Raw genomic sequence first — 20,804 nt, 5'->3', positions numbered from 1 at the left:
CTGCCAGACGGGCCCACTGCGCGTGGCGCGGTCACTTCGTGACTTGTGTACCTTGTCTGGGTTGGGGAGAAGCGCTGGTCCTTCCGTTGGTCGGAATCATTCTCTCTCGCGACCAACGGGAGCGCCAACCGAAGGGGTATACAAGTCACGAAGTGACCGCGCCACGCGCAGGAGGCCCGTTCGTCAGAACAGGATTTTTCAAGACTTGCCGGTGGCGGTCATCTTGAAGATGGCCTGGGCGTTTGAGCTGTCGAAGCCGAGGTCGAGTTTTTGTTTGCCGTCTTCTTCGGGAAGGGGCAAGCGGGTGATGAACTCGTAGAAGGAGCCATTAACTTCTTTGGGGATAAGAGCGCCTTCGGGCGTACGGAACTTGCGTTGAACTTTGGCGGCTAGAAAGGCTGTCTGGCGAACACGGCCGGACTGCGAGGTTTCGACTGCGGCCTTCATGGGCTGGCCTAGAGCTTTCTGTTCTTCGGCGAGCTGATCGACATCGGGAACGCGGTCGGTGGCGTGGTTGAAGGCGTTGCCTTCGGTCGAGATCCAGGCCATCTCAGGAGATTCGGCGAGGAGGATCTCGTAGTCGGCGAGAGCGGGTTCGGTGTGCTGACGCTCGAAGACGGAGGCCAGGATGGGGAGCAGCGTTACAGACTCTTCGACGCTGAGGGAGCCAGCGGATTCGAGTTTGTCGAGGAGGGACGTTGCCTGTGGGGTGACAGGATCCTTTGAAGTTGCGGTGACGCGTTGGACGGCGGCCTGGAACTCGGGCGAGAAGCGCTCGGGATGAAGCTCGCTGAGGAAGAACTGGGCGATCTCTTCGGGGTAGTCGGCCTGGGCGTGGGAGCGGCCGGTCATCTTGAGGCGTTCGAGGGGGTAGACGCCGTTGAGTCCATAGCCGAGTGGGCGGAGGATGCGCGTGATGGCTTCCTGCCCGGCGGGGAGACCACCCATGCCTTCGAGCGCAACGGTGCGGACGGCGCCGTGGTCGTGGAGGATCTGCCGGCCTTTGTTGAGGGTGTAGTCGGCGTAGGTTTTGGCGGTGGGTACGCGACGCAGAAGATCTTCAAAGAGGAGCATGTTGAGTGCTTGCGCGAGAACGGCGCGAGAGACCTGCGGGCCGGGGTCGGCGGCGATCTCGGGATGGATGACCAACAGCTTGAAGAGGTGTTCGGTGCGCTCGGTACCGATGATCTGGTCGAGTGTTTTGCGTAGGACGCTGGTGCCTGTGCTCATGGTTAATTCCTCGTGACTCCCGGAGGGTTTCGTCCGGCCCCTAACATCATCGTCAATGGGAGCGCGTCTGTAAAGGTCACTTCGTGACATGTATACCGGCTTCGCCGTGGGCCTCTCAATGGTCGGCAAAAAGATTTTTGATCGCGACCAACGGGAGCGCCAACCAAAGGGGCATACATGTCACGAAGTGACCGCCCCGCGCGTAGCGGGTAGTTCCGCGTCGTGAATGGTCTACGGCCTAGTGGTGGCGGATTGGGAGGGAGGCGGCGAAGGCTAAGAGTGCAGCGTCCTGCATGGGCGCGGCGATGAGCTGTATGCCGGTGCCGAAGGGCGCGCCGATGGCTTCGCCAGCGAGTGTGACAGCGGGCAAGCCCGCAAGGCTGACTGGCGTGGTGTAACGCAGAATCGCTTTACGGATGTGCGACTGGTCTTTGCCTGCAAAAAGTTTGCTGACCGGCGCGCAGGGGATCAAGAGAAGGTCGACCTGCCGAAAGAGCGAGGACATCTTTGAGCGGAAGTCTTCGAGACGACGGTGATGGAGGCTGAGCTGATCGGCGGTGATGGATGCTCCCCAAGTGAGGCGATCCGCGATTGCGGGCTCGAAGTGTTGATAGTGGCCGCGATGGAGATGGGCTGCTTCGCTGGCCTGGATGGAGGTAAAGATCTCTAAGCTGTCGGCCCAGAAGGTGGTGTCGATTGGCGAGAGGCTTGCGCCGTGTTGCCGGAGGTGCTGCTTCCACGCGGCGAATGCTGAGTGAACTTCGGGTTCGCAATCTTGCATGAACTCGTCGTTGACATAGCCGATGCGGAGTTGAGTTGGTACGGGCGCCAAGGGGATGTCGTAGATGGCGCTGGCGAGTGCGGGGCCATCGCGGAGATCGCGAAAGAGCAGACCGAGGGTATCGAAGGATGGTGCGAGATGGGCTGCGCCGGACCAGCGTTCTCTGCCGCGGCTGACAGCGTGAGAGGCGCGGTAGCCGGCGAGTCCGCAGAGTGCGGCGGGGACGCGGACGGAGCCGCCGGTGTCGGTGCCGATGGCTGCGAGGGCGGACCCTTGCTGCACGCTGGCCGCTGCGCCGCTGGAGGAGCCGCCGGTGAGCAGGGTTGAATCGCGCGGCTGGAGGCAGTCTCCGAAGTCGGCGTTCTCGCCGGTAATGCCGTAGGCGAGTTGATTGAGGTGAGTTTTTCCGGGGATGATTGCTCCCGCATCGAGCAGCCGCTGTGCGACCCATGAGTTCTTTGCGGCAATCGGATGGAGCTGCTGGTAGTAGCTGGAGCCGCAACTGGTAGCGCTTCCTGCCAGGTCGAAGCAGTCTTTGAGCGAGATGGGAACGCCGTAGAGCGGAGGGCGATTCTGAACGTCAGCAAAGAGGTTCGGGAGTTGTTCGGCTCGATGGAGCGATTCGGTTGTGGTGAGGGTGAGGTAGGTGTTGTGCGAGGCGTTGCTGTTCGCTTTACCGGCGGCAGCGGTTGCGATCGTGTAGGGATCGGTTTCGGCTGATGTAATTGCGTGGCGCAGGGATGTGAGCGGAGAGAGCGCGGTTGTCATAGTCTTGACCGCCAGGTGAGGAGATAGTTAGTGAGGCGTGGTGGCAAAGGTCTGGAAATAAGCCTGCAGGGCCTTTGCAGCAGGCTCGCCGAGCTGTGGATCACAGGACATGGTTGATTTCGGGTCGACGGACTTCGGGTCGCGGAGATAGCGTTCGAAGATGGCTGGCGACGAGGAGGCGAAGCTGCCTAATGTCTGCCACGGTTTACCTGCTTTTGTGCCGCCGTAACTGCCCAGGTTGTGGCAGCGAAAACAGTGTTGCTGGGCGATGCGAAAACCATCGATGACCTGCGGGTTGGCTGCGTCTCTTTGATGAGGTGAGATGGCGCCATAGACCTGTTGCGACGTGCCGAACTCCAGCCGGGTTACTTTCGCTGGTATCTTGGGGATCTCCTGGAAGGAGAGGACGCTGAAGGACGGAGTGAACCCTGCGTGCGTGATGAAGTAGGCGCCGGGGTCGTCGCTATGCGTCCGGGCTACCCAGGTTTCAACGGGCAGCCCATTGATCTTCAACGCGAGAATGGGACGGTGGATCTTCACATAGTCGCGAGGATAGGTTGCACGATAGCCATCGGAGCACAGGGCGATCAGGAGATCCGAGCCGGGAAGCGCGCGGAGGGAGCTTTCCAGTACGTCAAGATAAACGCCGGTCACGGCTAATTTTTGCTGAGGGAGTTCGCGGAAGTTGTCGTCTCCAGTGACTGTGACCGTCGTCTGTGGAAGTGTTAGAAGTCGCTCGTAGGAGATGTAGCGAACTGTTCCGGGCGTGACACCTGCAGCCATGCCTGTGATCTCGAGGTCTGACGGAGCGCTGCGCTCCATCAAAAGGGGAGGCCCGGATGAAGGGGAGTTGGCGGCTAGTAACGCAAGGCATGCAGCAAAGACAACGATCAGCTTCACTGGAGACATGATTCAGACTATCGTGTAATTTCTTTCCAACAAGAGCAAAAAAACAGGTTTTCGCGTATCGCTATCAAGGCCGGCCCGATGTTTACAGTTGCAGGGACAGAATGCCTGCGAGGGGAATTCTGACCCATGCGGGGCGGTTGTTGAGTTCATAGAGGAGTTCGTAGAGGGATTTTTCGAGCAGGTAGGCGCTGAGAAGAAGTTGTGCCTGCTTGGCTTTTGGAATGAGCTCAGAATCTTTGGCCATGACGGTTGCGTGGTAGGCGCGGAGAAATTCTGTGGAGACGGAGTTCTGCCAGAGGGTGGACCAGGGCTCGAGATACTTTGCGTCGTCGGGACGGCGCTGGGCGAAGGCGTTGTGCGCGGCGTGTGCGGCGTAACTGAAGGAGCGCAGCATCCCGGCTACATCGCGCAGAGGGGATTGCTTGGCGCGGCGTTCGGCGAGGCTGCGTGCGGGTTCGCCTTCGAAGTCGAGGATGACGTAGTCGCTGCGGGAGCGTAGGACCTGGCCGAGATGGTAGTCGCCGTGGATGCGGATGCGCTGGCCGGCTTGAGTAGGTGTTGCGGAGGCGATGGCGCGGGCGCGGGCGAAGAGCTCGATGCGACGGCTAAGAACGAGAGCCGCGTTATCGGCAGTGATCTCGGTAAGCTGCGACATGCCGCGCTTGAGGGCGTCGAGTGTGAGAGACAGCTGCGCGTCGATGCGGTCGGCATCGGCGACGAGATCGGCAGTGGTGAAGTCTTCGGACATGAAGGCGGGATCGTGAGTGGGTGTGGCGAGCGCCAGGTGCATCTCGGCGGTACGGCGGCCAAGGAGAGCGGCGGCATCGAGATAGAGGCCTGCATGCTCGCGGGCCAGGGCGGGTATTTCATTGTTGGAGAGGAAGGACGGGGGAGTGCCGAGGTCGTGAAGAGCGGGCAGGATGGCGACGCTGTCGTAGTAGTGAGAGAGCTCGTCGAGGGTCCACTGCCAGCCGTCGCCTTCGTTTTCGACCAGGCCTTGGAGCATCGCGATGGTGGTGGGTTCGCCGGTCTTGGAGTGGAGTGTGATGTCGCCTAGAAAAGGAGCGATGCGGGGGAAGTGTGCCGTCTCGGTGAGAAAGCGGCCAATCTCGGTGTCGGGATTTTCACCAGGCTGGAGCCGGCGGAAGAGCTTCAGGATGAGCTTCGCGTCGTACAGGATGGAGGTGTTGGATTGCTCGGCTGATCCTGTGCGGGCCGGCAGAGGATCCGAGCCGCGAGCTTCGGCGAATGCGCTGCTGCTTCGTCCTTGAAGGTTGCCGTTTTGCGTGGCGAGTTCGCCGTTTGTCTCGATGAGGTGAAGGATCGCCTGACGAACGTCTTCGCGCACGAGTGCATCGTGGAGGACCGCGGGGCCGTCAGAGGTTGTAACGGTTGCGACGATGCTCGCGGGATCGGCAGCGCGGATCATATCGGCAGTCTCGCCTGTGCTGGTGGTTAGGGCGAGCTGATAGACATCGGTGCTGTTGTCTTCGTAGGTGAGACGGAGGAGGAGAAGCACTGCGTTGAGATCGGGCAGCATCGCGGAGTCGTGAACTTCGACCGCTTTGATGGTCCGTGACTTGGCCCCAAACCAGCGTTGATGCGGGAGGTAGCCGACGAGCAGACGTTGCAGGAGAGCTAATCCCTCCCCGGTCAGAACGCCTTCGACGCCGCGGCTGAGCAAGTTGACGATAGGCTCGTCAACGGGCACCTCGACCGGCTCTGGTGCGGCGGGCGCGGATTGGAGTTCAAGCCAGAGAAAGGAGTATGGCGAAAGCGTGAGCGGATAGGGCTGTGCGGTGATGGTCGGAAAGTTGACGTATCCCAGCATCTCGACGGGGACCATGCCGGAGTACTTCGACAGGTCAAGGGAGACGGGTTGCGAGAAGCGTGACAGGTTCGCGACGCAAAGAACGGTCTCGCAGTTGCCATTCTCTTCGTATTGGCGAACATAGGCGAGGATCTTGCGGTTCTCGGGGTTGAGAAACTCCTGCGTGCCTCGCCCGAAGACATGGAAGAGTTTGCGCAGGGCGATCATGTTGCGCGTCCAGTGCAGGAGAGATGACTGATCGGACTGCTGTGCCTCGACGTTGATGGATTGATAGCCCCAGATGGGGTCGGTGATGACGGGGAAGTAGAGTCGCGCGGGGACTGACGTGGAGAAGCCTGCGTTGCGGTCGGAGTTCCACTGCATCGGCGTGCGGACACCATTGCGATCGCCCAGATAGATGTTGTCGCCCATGCCGATCTCGTCGCCGTAGTAGAGGATGGGGGTGCCGGGGAAGCTGAGCAGAAGCGAGTTGAGCAGCTCGATGCGGCGACGATTGTTATCGACCAGAGGCGCGAGGCGTCGGCGGATGCCAACATTGATGCGCATGCGCGGGTCGGCCGAGTATGCGAAGTACATGTAGTCGCGCTCGTCGTCGGTGACCATCTCGAGGGTGAGTTCGTCGTGGTTGCGAAGGAAGAGTCCCCACTGACAGTTATCCGGGATGGCAGGGGTCTGGGCCATGATGTCCGTGATGGGCAGGCGGTCTTCCTGGCGAAGGGCCATGTAGATGCGCGGCATCAGCGGGAAGTGGAAGGCCATGTTGCACTCATCGCCGTCGCCGAAGTAGGGGCGGACGTCCGCGGGCCACATGTTGGCCTCGGCAAGCACCAGGCGATTCTCATATTCGGCGTCGATCACCGCGCGAATCTGCTTGATCTTGACGTGGGTCTCGGGCACGTTCTCGCAGCTTGTGCCGTCGCGCTCGATCAGATAAGGAATTGCATCCAGACGCAGGCCGTCCACGCCCATATCCAGCCAGAACCGCATCGCCGTGAGAACCTCCTCCATCACGCGGGGGTTGTCGAAGTTCAGGTCAGGCTGATGAGAGAAGAAGCGGTGCCAGTAGTACTGCTGCGCGACGTCGTCCCAGGTCCAGTTGGATTTTTCTGTGTCGGTGAAGATGATGCGGACGCCCTCGAAGAGCTTGTCGGTATCGCTCCAGACGTACATCTCGCGCTCGGGCGAGCCTTTCGGCGCCAGGCGTGCTGCTTTGAACCAAGGATGCTGATCGCTGGTGTGATTAATCACCAGCTCGATCATCACCTGCATGTTGCGAAGGTGAGCGGCGTCGAGAAACTGCTTGAAGTCGTTGATGGTTCCGTAGCTGGGATTGACGTCGACGTAGTTTGCAATGTCATAGCCATCATCTCGCAAGGGAGAGGGGAAGAACGGAAGCAGCCATAGACAGGTGACGCCAAGATCCTGAAGGTAGTCGAGCTTTGACATGAGGCCGGGAAAGTCGCCGATGCCGTCCGCATTCGAGTCCATGAAGGCTCGAATGTGAATCTCGTAGATGATCGCGTCTTTGTACCAAAGCGGATCGGTGGCGCTGCCGGCTTTTTTCACTCTTCGTCCTCGCGCTGGAAGCTGTTTTTACGAATTGGTTGACTGCGTGGTTTGCGGAGCTTCGATGTTAGGTTTGCGAAGTAGGCGGAAGATGTGCGCGGGCATCACGTCCGGGCGCAGGGCAACGTAGTTGCTGCGATCATGCCATTGATAGCGGGTTCCGGTGAGCAGGTCTTCAATGTCAAAGGTTTCGTTGTGCGGGATGGCAAGTTCCTTGAGGTCGAGATCGATCCATCCCGCCTGCTCCTGGGTTGGGTCGAGATTGACGGCGACAAGAATTTGATTTTGGCCGCTCCATTTGCTGTAGCAGAGGATGCTTGAGTTATCGACGTTGTGGAAGTGGAGCGACCCGTCGCTCTGGAGCGCGGGATTGTTACGACGAATCTGATTGAGGAGCGTGATCAGCGGCGCGATGCTGTGGCTTGCGCTGCGGTCCCACTGGCGAATCTCATATTTCTCGCTGTTGAGATACTCTTCGCTGCCTGGTTTGGCAGGGACGTTTTCGCCAAGTTCGTATGCGGGGCCATAGATGCCGTAGTTTGCGCCGAGGGTCGCTGCGAGGATGACGCGCTGCATGAAGGCGGGGCGGCCACCATTTTGAAGTGCGGCGTGCAGGATGTCAGGCGTGTTGGGCCAGAGGTTGGGATGAAAGAAGTCCGTCACAGGCGGCTTGGTGATCTCTTCGAAGTACTCCCGAAGTTCGTCCTTGGTGTTGCGCCAGGTGAAGTAGGTGTAGGACTGGCTAAAGCCGGCCTTGGCTAGCGAGTACATCACGTGCGGACGTGTGAACGCCTCCGCGAGAAAGATCACATCGGGATCCTTTTTGTGGATCTCTCCGATGCACCACTCCCAAAAAGGAAGAGCTTTCGTGTGGGGGTTGTCGACACGAAAGATTTTGACATCGCGACAGATCCAATAGGTAAAGACATCACGCAGAGCCTCCCAAAGCCCGCGCCAATCGGCCGATTCGAAGTTGAGCGGGTAGATGTCCTGGTACTTCTTCGGAGGGTTTTCCGCGTATTGGATGGAGCCGTCGGGGCGAATGTTAAACCAGTCGGGATGCTCGGCGACCCAGGGATGATCGGGAGAACACTGGAAGGCGATGTCGAGAGCGAGTTCCATGCCGTGTTCGCGTGCGGCGGCGACCAGCGCGTCGAAGTCTCGAAGAGTGCCGAGAGGAGAGTGGATGGCCTTGTGGCCGCCCTCTTTTGCGCCGATGGCCCAGGGGCTTCCTGGATCGCCTTCCGCCGAGGTGACGCTGTTGTTCGGGCCTTTGCGAAACGCTTTGCCGATGGGATGAATCGGCGGCAGGTAGAGCACATCGAAGCCCATTGCGGCGATGGTCGGCAGAAGGGCCTGCACATCGGCGAAGGTGCCATGCCGCGCCGGATCGGGCGAGGTGGATCGGGGAAAGAGCTCGTACCAGGTGGAGTAGCGGGCTCGCTCGCGGTCGACCCACAGGTGCAGCTCTTTTGAGTAGCGCGTCGCCAGGGTGAGGTCGGGATGCTGCGCAACAAGGGTGACGATCTCGTCTGTCAAAGGATAGTCATAGGTGTCAGACTTCGCCTTTGCCAGTTTGAGCAGACGTGCGGCCTCGTCCGCTAAACGTTTGCTGTCGGGCCCTTTGGCGCGTGCTGCAGCCTGCTCCAATAGAAGAGCACCAGAGCGCAGAGCGAGCGGAATATCCTGTGATTCGGCGGAAGCGCTCACGCCAGTCTGACCCGGTTGTGCTGCCAGCCGCTTCCGTAGATCGGCAGACCATGTGTCGAAGTGGTCAACCCACGCCTCGAGGGTATAGACCCAGTCCCCGAGTGCATCTGCGTGGAAGGTGGCAGACCAGAGATCGTTGGTAAGTGCGGAGAGCGGCGTCGATCTCCAATCCTTCTCGGTTGAGGGGCGATAGAGCAGACGACCTGAGACATGGTCGTGGCCATCGCCAAAGATTGCGGCGGTTACGGTGACGATGTCGCCTAAAATTCGCTTTGCTGGATAGCGTCCGCAGTCAACCTGCGGGTTGACCTCTTCAATGATGACTCGCTTACGGCCTTCAATAGGTTTCATATCGCTCAGATCTTCACACTGCTTTCGTACCTATAGTAGCCCGACAGACTGCGCCAAATGCGCTATCGGGAGGAATGAGAACAACTGATAAGGAGATGCATCCCGAGCTGCATATGTTTGCTGGAGATGATGACAGGTCGGCGCATCGTGCGGAGGTCCAGCGGAAGGGCGAGGCTGGGGAGGGGGAGCCCTGGTTTACCGATGGAGGTTTATTCACATCCCTCGCTCGAAGGCTCGCGCGTGCCCTGACGACTATTTGCCCCTGATGGGGCTGTTTCGACGAGCCGCCGTTCGTCAGATTGTGACGGATTCCCCTGTTGAAATTCCTGACAACGTTAGTACCGAGGCAACAGAATCCATGCCGTCGTTTAGGCTGCTTTTTTGATGGTCGAAGCTGCTTTTACTGGCACTCAGCAGAGCAAGAACAGGCGATTGATTTCGAGGGAATTTTCCAATTGAAATAATTTTCCCCTTGACAATCGGTTAACACCTCTGTTCGACTTGCGGGCGTTACATGGAGGCGGAATCTCGCATGACACACCTAACCAAAACCAACGCTCCTTCAGAGCCGATCGCTAACGGCAGAACCAATCGCAAGTCCTCGACCCGGCCACGCGGCCTTCTCAAGATCAGACTTTCCCGGGCTCTCCAGACCGTACTCGTACTGCTGTTTGCTGCAGGCTTTGGTCCGCAGAGGACAATGCTCGCCCAGACCGATCTCGGCTTCATCTCAGGCACTGTCCGCGACAGCGCGGACGCGGTAGTTCCCAACTGTCAGATCGAGATCAAAAACACAAGAACAGCCACAACGCGTTTGGTCACGACGGATCAAAACGGCTACTTCAATGCTCCATCCCTCACGATCGGGCCGTATACGGTCTCGGCGACGGCGCCGGGCTTCAAACACCTGGTGACGAACGTGGACGTGACTACGAATGGTGCAACCGCCAACCTGCAACTCTCAGTTGGCAACGTGCAGCAGGAGGTGACGGTCACCTCAGAGTCTGGCTCGGTGAGTCTGCAGACCGACAATCATGAGTTGGTGACGACCGTCTCGCCGACCCAGCTGGTCAATCTGCCGAACAATAGCCGGAGCATCCTGAACGTTGCAACGCTTGGGCCCGCGTCGCAACAAGGAACCGATGTCGGCGTCGATGGCGGAGACGAAGGCTTCTACGGACAGACAGCGAACTCGGTCATCATCTCAGGGCTTGGCAATGCACACACGGCATTTCTCCAGGACGGCGTCGACAACACGAACCTGCTGACGCAGACGGTGAATATCCTGTCGTCGGTGGAGGCGAGCCAGGAGGTCACGACGATTCTGAACGGCGCTCCTGCGCGCTTCAGCCAGCCTTCGATCATCAACGTCATCACGAAGAGCGGATCGAACCAGATTCACGGAACGGCGTACGACTTTCTTCAGAATGACGACTTCGATGCCAAGAACTGGTTCGCCACTACCAAACCTGCGAAACGCTATAACCAGTTTGGAGCCAACATCGGCGCTCCGCTCTGGAAGAACAAGCTGTTCGCCTTCTTCGACTACTCGGGGCTGCGCAGCCACACGGCGAACATCAATCGCGACCGCGTTCCGACGGACGCAGAGCGCCTTGGAGACTTCTCGGCAGACGGAGTTACTCTCTACGATCCTTCCACCTACAATCCTGCAACTGGAACAAGCCAGCCGTTCGCGGGCAACAAGATCGGTGCGATCAGCCCGTTTGCGCAGCAGTGGTTGAAGAACTATCCCGAACCCAACACGACATTGGACGCGAACAACGTCAACTACGTTGTGAACCTGCCGCAGATCAGCAACTACGACGAGTACCTTGGCCGTGTCGACTACAACATCTCGCAACGGGACTTGCTGTTCGGCACGGTAGCAAGGCTGGAGAGCCAGTTCGGTAACGACAGCATTACGCCTGGGCTCTTCGGGATCTTCGATGCGCTCAAAGGAACGAATATCTCGGCCGCGGAGACGCACGTGTTCAACGCGAACGTTGTGAACGTCTTCAAGGTCGGCTACAACCGCAGCAATCTGTTTCGTACGCAGCAGGGCGAAGGAGCCGTCAACTATGCGGCACAGTATGGACTGGCGAACGTCAATCCTCAGCCTTCCCAATGGACGCCCCCTGCGATCAACTTGAACACGGGCAACTACACTTCGCTGGGAGACCCTTATTCCCCTCAGGGTGCCATTCAAAACCGCTATCAGTTCACCGACGAAGTGAGCTGGAAGGTAGGCAACCATACCTTCGTGTTCGGCGGTGATTATGTGAGGACGCAGTTCAATGGCAACTGGGTCGTCGGCAACAACGGCATCTACAACTTCGACGGCAGCTCGACCTCGGCTTATAGCGGAGGAGTACGCAGCGCGACAGATCAGGGAAACTCGCTGGCCGATCTTGAACTCGGATTCCCTCGAACCGCCAACGCTGCCAACGGCGTAACGGTGGGCGCGTTTCGCGGCACCGACGTCTCCGGCTATGTGCAGGATGACTGGAAGGCGCTGCCTCGGCTGACCTTCAACATCGGTCTGCGTTATGACTTCGACAATCCGCCGAACGACAAAAATGGCCACGGCGGGCAGTTCGATGTTGCGTCGAATCGCGTCATTCCCGGCACGTGGAAGACGAACTACAACGACTGGGCGCCCCGGTTTGGCTTCTCCTATCAGGCAAACGATCGTACCGTCGTGCGTGGTGGTTATGGCATCTACTATGCGCCAATCCTCTACAACAACCTGCAGTTCCAACTGCTCTATTCTCCGAACTTCGTGAATCAGTCTTACTCTTTCAACGTAGCGGCGCCGGTGGATATCCAAAACCTGTTTGTTCCTAATCCATCGTTGGCCGGACAACAGAACTACACCCTGACGAAGACTTTGAAAGATACGTCGGTTCAGGACTGGAACCTCAACATCGAGCGGTCGCTCAGTAACAACACTCTGTTGACGATCGGTTATATCGGGAATGTGACTCGTCATCAGTCCGCGCGCGCCGATCTCAATCAGCCCTTTGGATTGTTGCCCGGAAACAAGAGCGGCATCCTCGATCTGAGACCGAATCAAAACGTGGGAACGACTGACGGCCAGCTCAACGCGGTCTCGGCCAACTACAACGCTCTCGCGGTCAAAGTGGAGAGAACCTATACAAACGGGCTGCAGTTCCTGGGCGCTTACACCTACTCCAAGGCAATGGATATTCTCGATGGCGATAACGCGGATATTCAAAATCTCTATAACCCTGGCCTGACCTATGGGCCCGCAGGCTTCGACCGGACGCAGAATCTCATTATCAGCGCGGTCTACGAGTTGCCCATCGGCCCTGGAAAGAAGTTTTTGAACTCCAATAACCTGATCAATCGTGAGATCGTAGGCGGCTGGCAGCTCTCTGGAGTTCAGCAGTTCGCCACCGGTCAGCCGATCCAGGTCACGGCCAACAACAATGCTGATACCAGCTCGGTGCACAGCGTGTATGCCAATAGGATCTGCACTGGAAATCCGCCTACAGGACATCCGCGGCTCCAGTTCTTTGATCCGTCCTGCTATGTGCAGCCCGCCACAGGCCAGTATGGAACGGCCAGAAGTGGACCGCGTCAGCCTGGCATCGACACGACGAACCTGAGCCTGCAGAAGGCGTTTGCGATTACCGAGCGGCAGCAGCTTCAGTTCCGTGCAGAGGCGTTCAGCGTCTTCAACCACCCTAACTTTTCTACCGGCAGCACCAGCGTTACCAATCCGGCTGCCGGACTACTCACCCAGGAAGTTGTTGGTCAGCGAGTGCTGCAGCTTGCTTTGCGTTACGCGTTCTAATCCCGCTGACGTCAAACTCACAAGGGGTCAAGGGCTTCCCTTCTGACCCCTCTCACCTTAGGATTGCTCGACGAGATTCTTTCCTTTGACGCAACCGCAGTAACTCAGAACGAAGCACCGGGAGATGGGTCATGGCTGTGACACGACGTAAGTTTCTATTGAACTCCACCTATGCAGGAGCTGGATTTGCCGTAATTGGCGCCATGAAGCCCATAGCCCTCTTCGGGCAGACGAGCGAGAAGGAGATGGCGCCTTACCTCACTGGAATCAGAATGGCAGCAACGCCGGCAACGAACTATCGCGCGTATCGCTCGAAGGTGGTTACCACGCCCGATGTAACGACCTGGGTTCAGGTCGATCTCAAGAAGAGTGTCCCAATCTCTGCGATCCAGTTATTCCCTGCGTCGGAGCGGATGTATCCGGGGCGCGACCAGTACTACGGCGGCGAAGGTTTCCCACTACGATTTAAGCTGGAAGCTTCTGACGAGGCCAACTTCGCAAAGCCCAAGACCATTGCGGACTTCACGAAGTCGGACTTTCCGGATTTGAAAGACAACATCACGCAGTATGCGGCGCACGATGTTCACGGCCGGTATGTGAGGTTGACGGCAACGCGGCTTCGCGCAGTCAAGGCAGTGGCCTCAGACAGCACGCCGCTTGGCAAAGAGCCGCAGGACAGCCCCGACTACACGCTGATGGTTGCGAAGATGGCTGTTCTCTCTGGTGGACACGATGTTGCCTTGGGCAGCAAAGTAACCGCGGATGAGCAGTATGGAAACAGCGAACTCGTGGCACAACTGACGCGGCCGCCGCGACAGGATGGGGAGGGAATTCGTGTCGACAATCCCCACGCCGTGACCGACTCCGCAACCTGGAGGCCGGCAAAGTACAAAGCTGAAGCGCCGAAGACGGGAGTGACTCTGGATGGTGGTGTCTTTCAGGAGGCGATGCAAAACAACATTCAGTATCTGTTGAACTCGTACACGACAGACGATCTGCTGCGTCAGTTCTACGAGCGAACCGGCAAGATCAAGAACTTTAAGCCAACCGGCTCACAGGTCTTCTGGGAGGAGGATCTTGCCGGCTCAAATGCTGGACGCTTCCTGATGGGTGCGGGTAACACAATACGGTGGATCGATGATCCTGAGTTGCGCCGCCGAGTCAATGTCGTGGTTGATGGCATCGAAGAGTGTCGTCAGTCGAACGGATACATCATGGCGTACCCCGAAGACACGATCTTTTACTCGGAGCGCGCCGCCTACACTCGCGCGTGGCTTACGCACGGATTGCTCGAAGCTGCCTACGGCGGCAACCCCAAGGCTCTGCCGATGCTGCGCGGATACTACGACTGGTTCAATCAACAGCCGTTCCTCCCGGACATGCTGCGCGGCGCGATTCAAGGCGGTCAGGGCATGGTCGCGAATACGCGTATGTGCACCAGCCCCATGGGAAAGCCAGCGGATGCACAGGTAATTCAACGCTACTACCAGGAAGACGGTTGGATGGAGGGTTTGGCGAAGCATGAGAAAGAGCAGGTGTGGCAATACCCCTACGACCGCCCGCATTGCTATCTGCTGACTAACCTCGAAGCGTATCTGGATATGTATCTCGCCACCGGCGACGTGCGGTATCGCGACGGAGTTCTTGGAGCATGGGAGCTCTATCGCGCACACTGGCAGCAGGCCGGAGGAAGCATCTCGATCATCGAGTTCGAGAAGGATCCGCCCAACAGCAACTATCTTCGCCAGAAACTGGGAGAGCTTTGCGGCAGCAGTTTCTGGGTCTTTTTGAGCCAGCGCTTTCAGCTGCTAAATCCGGACGAGGAGCGCTATGCTACAGAGATCGAGAAGTCGATCTACAACGTTGGCATGGCGAACCAGGATGGCGGCGTCGGCCTGCGCTATCACACGATCATGGAAGGCAAGAAAGAAAAGTCGACGCACGAGAACACGTGCTGCGAAGGACAGGGGACCAGGCTGCTTGGAACTCTGCCGGAGCACATCTACTCCATCGCGCCGGATGGGATCTATGTAAACCTCTACGAGCCTTCGACGATTCGCTGGCAGCAGGCAGGTCAGCCGATGGAGTTGAAGCTGAAGACTCGCTTCCCCTACGACACCCACGTTAGCGGCGCGGTGAAGGTCTCGGCGCCCACACAAGCTAATCTTCGGATTCGAGTTCCTTCCTGGGCGGCGAAGGAGATGGCGGTTTCGGTAAACGGCAAGGTTGCAGGCTCTGGTAAGCCCGGCACTTATCTCGCAGTCAACCGTCAGTGGAGCGATGGGGACGTCATCGAGTTTGTGCTTCCTGCGGAGATTCGGGTACGCCGTTATAACGGGGACGACCAGATTGCGGGCAAGAAGAGGTACTCCGTGGAGTACGGCCCGATCCTGCTGGCCGCTGTCGGATCTCCCACTGCGAACCTCACCGTGGATAAGGGCAAGGAAGCCGAGCATCTCGCCAATCATCTGGAGCCGGTTGATGGTTCGCCGCTGCACTTCACGGTTCGAGGCAACGACGGCCAGAAGTTTGTGCCGTACTGGAAGATCTCGGAAGAGGAGTTCACTTGCTATCCGCAGGTCACCGCGATGGCTTGATGAGTCTGGACAGACTGCTGTAGGGCAGTCTGTCCTTGTTTTCCTAGAGGCGATGTTCAAGTCGATCTTCTCAACACATCACGCAGCGCTTTGATGTCCTGGATAGCCAACTCATGAAAACTCCGCGCGTCGCAATCTTCTCGTTCGCCTCCGTGGCGCAGCGTGCTTCGTTCCTGGCACTGTCCTTGTCTCTCTGCGTTTCGACGGCGTCTGCTGCACCGATCCATCTCCGTGTGGATCAGAGGATCGATCCGCTTGGCATCGATTCAACACATCCAACACTATCGTGGCAGAGTGATGCGACTACACGCAACTGGAGCCAATCGGCGTACCGGATTCTGGTTGCCAGCGCTCCAGATGCATTGCGTAACGGGCATGCAGATGTGTGGGACAGCGGTAAGCAGGTGTCCTCGGAGTCGGTGAATGTGGCGTATGCCGGACCCGCGTTGAAATCTCACCAGCGCTGCTACTGGGCAGTTCAAACCTGGGATGCGCAGGGAAAAGAGGAACGGTCTTCCGAGGTTGCATGGTGGGAGATGGGCCTGCTGCAACCCTCCGACTGGAAGGCTCAGTGGATTCGGCGCGATAACCGCGAAGAGGCCGAGGTGTTGAAGACGACCTCGTGGATCTGGTTACCGGATAGCGACTCAGAGCGCGTCTCACAGGGAGCCGAGGCGGAGTTCCGTTACAACCTCCATCTGGACAAAGTTCCGAGCTCGGCCAGTCTTCACGTTCTGGTGGGTGGCATCTTCACCACGCAGGTCAACGACACAGTCACAGGGCATAAGGATCAGTGGGGAGCGTTCGATCGTGAAGATATTCGTGACCAACTTCATGTTGGCGACAATCAGATCGTCGTCCACGTGGAGACACCGAGATCGAATGAATCGAATAAAACCTTTCGCGCTGCTTTGGCCGCTGCTCTAAAGCTCACCGACGATGCGGGCAAAACAAGGTGGATTGAAAGTGACGGCGCGTGGCAGGCCCGATCAATCAAGCCAGTGGAAGACAAGGAGTGGTCCCCTGCGAAAAAGCTCGGTGCATTTGCGGACCTTAACTTCGGTGTCGGTACGGATCGCGAATCGCGTGGGCAGAATCCCGCGGTGATCGAGTCGAGCACGGCGCTACTCCGAAAGCAGTTCACGCCGACTCGCAAGGTGGTCTCAGCTCGGCTCTATGTAACTGCGCTGGGCAGCTACCAGAGTTATTTGAACGGTAAAGAAGTAAGCAAATTCAGGCTCACGCCAGGATTTACGGACTATCGCAAGCGCGTGCTGTACCAGACCTACGATGTCACTTCTCTGCTTGTCCAAGGACGCAACACGATCGCTGCAATCCTCGGTGCAGGCTGGCACGGCAGTCCGCTCCTGTGGTCGGGCTCGCGGTTGTTTCCCGGCCCGGACCGTCTGCGCGCTCAGCTTGAGTTGACCTTCGCCGATGGCACTCATCAGACCATCGCAACCGACTCCAGCTGGGAGACAGCCGCGTCGCCCATTGTCTCTTCGGAGATCTATGGCGGAGAAGCCTACGACGCCCGGCTTGAAGTTCCGGGATGGAATACGTCCGCGTCTCCTAACTCCATAAAGTGGTCGCCGGTGGTTGTAGATGATGCAAATACTGCCATGCTTGTCACCGCTCAGCCGGACACACCGGTGCAGCCTGCGCAGACAGTCGCGCCTATTGCAGTAACCATGGTCGGCTCCGGCAATGTGCAAGATGCCGTCTTCGACATGGGACAGAATATGGTGGGGGTGGCGCGCCTGCGTGTGCACGGAGGGCGTGGAACTACCGTGAAGCTTCGCTTTGCGGAACGGCTCAATCCCGACGGCACGGTCTACACTGAAAACCTGCGCGACGCTGATGCAACGGACTACTACACCCTCAGCGGTCATGGGGAGGAAGAGTGGACTCCGGCCTTCACGTTCCATGGCTTTCGTTATGTGCAGGTGTCTGGCTATGGCGGCAAGCCTCCCCTCTCGGCGCTGCAGGGTCAAGTGCTCAATAGCCTTCCCGCTTCGCCGGCGATTCGTTTTGAGAGCTCCAGCGCACTGCTGAACAAGATGAGTGAGCTTGGGCTGTGGGGCCAGCGCGGCAACTTCGTCTCCATTCCCACCGACTGTCCGCAACGCGACGAACGCATGGGATGGATGGGCGATGCTGGTGCATTCTGGCGCACAGGTACGTACAACTTTGACATCGACGCCTTCTCCCACAAGTTCATGCTCGATGTCACCGATGCGCAAAGCCCGGACGGCGCCTTCGCCAACATCTCGCCGAATCTTTTGCAGGGGAGGGACGGCCATCCCGGCGCTCCCGGCTGGGGCGATGCGGGCGTGCTCGTTCCGTACGCAACCTGGCTGCAGTATGGTGACGCTGCGGTGATCGAGCAGAGCTGGCCGAACATGGAGCGGTGGATGGAGTTCATCCTGCGCACGAATCCGAACTATATTCGCGAAAAAGATCTGGGAGCGAACTACGCAGACTGGCTCGCGCCCGATCCGCATACTCCCTCTGATCTCGTCGCCACGGCCTACTGGGTCATCATCGCGCGCCAGATGCAGACGATGGCCACCGCGCTGGGTCGCACCGCAGACGCGGAGAAGTATGCGACGCTGATCTCTCGCATTCAGGCTGCGTATCAGCAGAAGTACGTGCACTCCGACGGCTTGGTCGCAGGCGACACCCAGACATCGTATGTGTTGACGCTCTACACAGGGCTCGCTCCAAGGGAGCTTGAGAAGTCGATGACCGACCGCCTGGTGCGCGACATTCAGGCCCACCAGACCCATCTGACGACGGGCTTTCTCGGCACGCCGTTTCTGCTCTCCGTACTGGAAGCGCAAGGCCGCTCCGACGTGGCGTACAACCTGCTCTTGACCTCGACCTATCCCTCCTGGGGATACATGGTCGACAAGGGTGCGACGACGTGGTGGGAGCGCTGGAACGGAGACACCGGCGACCCATCCATGAACTCCTATAACCACTATGCGTTCGGCTCCGTCATGGCATGGGTCTTTCGGCGCGTAGGTGGTATCGACGCAGATCCTGCGAACGCGGGTTTCCATCACGTTATTGTTAGCCCGCATGTGGAGCAGGGTCTGTCGCACGTGCACACCGAGTACGATTCGGTATATGGAACGATCGTCACGGACTGGACGAAGACGCCGAACGGCCAGTTTCAGTTGACCGTCAAAGTACCCGCGAATACTACGGCCACGGTCCTTCTTCCCGCAACGCCGACGAGCGTAGCAAAGCAGGACGGAGAACGCATCACGACTCCTTATAAAGAAGGGTTGATGGTCCGCGAGATTGGCTCAGGGAGTTACAACTTTTTGGTTGATAGCAACTAGGCACAGTGGAAGGCTGTTGTTGTCGGCAATCGCTCCTCAATAGCCCGCAGCTTTACCGTAGTTGCGGCGGTTATCGTGGCCGCCCAATAGCTCATGAGTCTTGGGGTCGACTGCGATGAGCTCGCTATCGCCCCAGGTGCCGGGGTTGTGTTCGTCAGCGACGGCAAGGCGATTCACGTTGTAGCCCATTGCTTTGAGTTGCTCTGCGACGTCGGGCGAGAACTTCTTTTCAAGGTCGAGACGATCCGGAAGATATTGGTGATGAAAGCGCGGCGCGTCGGCAGCTTGTTGAATATTTAGTCCGTTGTCGACGCAGCTGAGCAGGTCATTTGCCACGGTAGTGATAATGGTCGAGCCGCCGGGAGTGCCCAGAACGTAGGCCACTCTTGCGCGGCGAAAGAGGCCGACCTTCGTCGTGACGATGGTGGGCGTCATCGCAGAGAGCGGGCGCTTGCCGGGAGCAATCGAGTTGGCGGGGCCCTGGATCAGCCCGTACATATTCGGCTCGCCCATCTTGGAGGCGAAGTCGTCCATCTCGTTATTCATCAGGAAGCCGAGGCCGTCCACTGTCACGCCCGATCCGAAGGTGCCGTTGAGCGTATAGGTGTTGGAGACGGCATTGCCATCAGCATCGACGATAGAAAAATGTGTCGTCTGGGTCGACTCGTGCGCGACGGGCTGAAGCTGCGGTGGAGGTGGCATGAAGCCCGCGGGCCGAACCAGATCTTTGGACGGCGTCGGCGAGTAGGGTTGAATCGAGCTGCGCCATGCCGCCGCGTAGGCAGGGTTTGCCATCTGTTTGAGAGGCTGCGGCGTAAAGTCAGGATCGCCGAGATAGTCGGCGCGATCCATGTAGGCGCGACGAAAGGCCTCGGTGATGATGTGAACTTGCGGCGCAGACCGGTCCGGACCCAGCCTGGGCAGATCGTAGGTCGAGAGGATGTTGAGGATCTCCATCAGAACGATGCCGCCGGACGAGGGTGGAGGTGCAGTAATAATTTTGTAACCGTGGTAGGCACCTTTTACCGGCTCGCGATCCTTCACCTGGTAAGCCGCGAGATCAGCAGCAGTAATAAGCCCTCCGCCGGCCTGTTCAAACGAGGCGATCTGTTTCGCCATCTCGCCTTTGTAGAAGTCGTCGGGATTCGCAGCGATTCGCGTCAGCGTTGCAGCCAGCAGAGGCTGCTTGAACGTACCGCCTTCCTTGTAGAAGTTGCCGTCGCGCTGGAAGATGAGTGCCGAAGTCGGGAAGCGCGTGAGCATTTTGCTGTGGAGATTCTGCGCCTCTTCTGCTGAGAGCACATAGCCATCGGTGGCCAGGTGGATCGCCGGTGCCATGTCCTGTTGCAGCGTCAGCTTGCCGAAGTGGCTCTGCGCATAGACGAGCCCTGCGACAGTGCCAGGGACACCGGACGCTTTATAACCAACTGTGGAGAGGCCGGGAACTACGTTTTTCTGCTCGTCCAGGTACATATCGCGGCTGGCAGCAGCAGGGGCTTTTTCGCGGTAGTCGAGGAAGTGAGTCTGACCATGCCTGGTGCGGATCAGCATGAAGCCGCCGCCGCCGAGATTTCCCGCCTGGGGGTAGACGACGGCGAGCGTAAACGCGACGGTTACAGCCGCGTCGATCGCGTTGCCTCCCTGCTTCAGGATGGCGAGGCCGGCGTCGGTCGCGTCATGGTGAATCGTGACGACCATCGCATGCTTCGCGCGAACCGGCTCTTCGGAGGCTGAAGCGACGGTTTGCGCTCCGAGCGAATTTGTAACGAGGGCTAGTCCGACGGTAGCTGCGAAGACACGGGTGCCAGCGGGCATTCAGGGCTCCGGAAAGTTGTGGATGGGCGCTTTGATCAGCATAGCTGGTTCGTGATCGCGGCGTCCGAAATAATGGCTG

General features: G+C 58.6%; 9 protein-coding genes. 3 read left to right on the top strand and 6 right to left on the bottom strand.

Annotated features, from left to right (window positions below):
• Positions 1-198: 198 nt before the first annotated feature.
• From RBB75_RS06910 to RBB75_RS06890, 5 genes are all read right to left on the bottom strand, one after another.
• Positions 199-1,230 (bottom strand): DUF1338 domain-containing protein, encoded by a 1,032-nt coding sequence (locus RBB75_RS06910; protein ID WP_353069980.1) that lies wholly within the window; start codon positions 1,228-1,230, stop codon positions 199-201.
• Between the two features lie 238 nt (positions 1,231-1,468).
• Complete coding sequence (locus tag RBB75_RS06905; RefSeq protein WP_353069979.1) at positions 1,469-2,779, bottom strand: amidase; 1,311 nt, start codon at positions 2,777-2,779, stop codon at positions 1,469-1,471.
• Between the two features lie 27 nt (positions 2,780-2,806).
• Positions 2,807-3,688, bottom strand: a complete 882-nt coding sequence (locus RBB75_RS06900; protein ID WP_353069978.1) for a hypothetical protein — start codon at positions 3,686-3,688, stop codon at positions 2,807-2,809.
• A gap of 82 nt (positions 3,689-3,770) precedes the next feature.
• Positions 3,771-7,085 (bottom strand): maltose alpha-D-glucosyltransferase, encoded by a 3,315-nt coding sequence (treS, locus tag RBB75_RS06895; protein ID WP_353069977.1) that lies wholly within the window; start codon positions 7,083-7,085, stop codon positions 3,771-3,773.
• Between the two features lie 27 nt (positions 7,086-7,112).
• A complete protein-coding gene (locus RBB75_RS06890) occupies positions 7,113-9,146 on the bottom strand; it encodes an alpha-1,4-glucan--maltose-1-phosphate maltosyltransferase (protein ID WP_353069976.1) in 2,034 nt (677 codons plus the stop codon).
• A 532-nt stretch (positions 9,147-9,678) separates the two neighbouring features.
• Between RBB75_RS06890 and RBB75_RS06885 the strand changes: the two genes are divergently transcribed.
• The 3 genes from RBB75_RS06885 to RBB75_RS06875 all read left to right on the top strand — a co-directional run bounded on the left by RBB75_RS06885 (position 9,679) and on the right by RBB75_RS06875 (position 18,910).
• A complete protein-coding gene (locus RBB75_RS06885) occupies positions 9,679-12,963 on the top strand; it encodes a TonB-dependent receptor (protein WP_353069975.1) in 3,285 nt (1,094 codons plus the stop codon).
• Positions 12,964-13,094: 131 nt separating this feature from the next.
• On the top strand, positions 13,095-15,560 hold the full coding sequence (locus RBB75_RS06880) for a beta-L-arabinofuranosidase domain-containing protein (RefSeq protein WP_353069974.1): 2,466 nt from the start codon (positions 13,095-13,097) through the stop codon (positions 15,558-15,560).
• Positions 15,561-15,673: 113 nt separating this feature from the next.
• Entirely contained in the window at positions 15,674-18,910 is a 3,237-nt protein-coding gene (locus RBB75_RS06875) for an alpha-L-rhamnosidase (protein WP_353069973.1), read from the top strand.
• Positions 18,911-18,946: 36 nt separating this feature from the next.
• Here the strand turns inward: RBB75_RS06875 and ggt are convergent, their stop codons facing one another.
• Positions 18,947-20,725 (bottom strand): gamma-glutamyltransferase, encoded by a 1,779-nt coding sequence (gene ggt, locus RBB75_RS06870; RefSeq protein WP_353069972.1) that lies wholly within the window; start codon positions 20,723-20,725, stop codon positions 18,947-18,949.
• Positions 20,726-20,804 lie beyond the last annotated feature (79 nt).

This window comes from Tunturibacter empetritectus (genome assembly GCF_040358985.1).
In the GTDB taxonomy this organism is placed as follows: domain Bacteria; phylum Acidobacteriota; class Terriglobia; order Terriglobales; family Acidobacteriaceae; genus Edaphobacter; species Edaphobacter empetritectus.
This window is presented reverse-complemented; position numbering and strand designations above follow the sequence as displayed.

What these genes read in the sequence shown, in the direction of transcription:
- RBB75_RS06910 (WP_353069980.1), bottom strand. Translation starts at nt 1,230, where the DNA reads ATGAGCACAGGCACCAGCGTCCTACGCAAAACACTCGACCAGATCATC.
- RBB75_RS06905 (WP_353069979.1), bottom strand. Translation starts at nt 2,779, where the DNA reads ATGACAACCGCGCTCTCTCCGCTCACATCCCTGCGCCACGCAATTACA.
- RBB75_RS06900 (WP_353069978.1), bottom strand. Translation starts at nt 3,688, where the DNA reads ATGTCTCCAGTGAAGCTGATCGTTGTCTTTGCTGCATGCCTTGCGTTA.
- RBB75_RS06890 (WP_353069976.1), bottom strand. Translation starts at nt 9,146, where the DNA reads ATGAAACCTATTGAAGGCCGTAAGCGAGTCATCATTGAAGAGGTCAAC.
- RBB75_RS06885 (WP_353069975.1), top strand. Translation starts at nt 9,679, where the DNA reads ATGACACACCTAACCAAAACCAACGCTCCTTCAGAGCCGATCGCTAAC.
- RBB75_RS06880 (WP_353069974.1), top strand. Translation starts at nt 13,095, where the DNA reads ATGGCTGTGACACGACGTAAGTTTCTATTGAACTCCACCTATGCAGGA.
- RBB75_RS06875 (WP_353069973.1), top strand. Translation starts at nt 15,674, where the DNA reads ATGAAAACTCCGCGCGTCGCAATCTTCTCGTTCGCCTCCGTGGCGCAG.
- ggt (WP_353069972.1), bottom strand. Translation starts at nt 20,725, where the DNA reads ATGCCCGCTGGCACCCGTGTCTTCGCAGCTACCGTCGGACTAGCCCTC.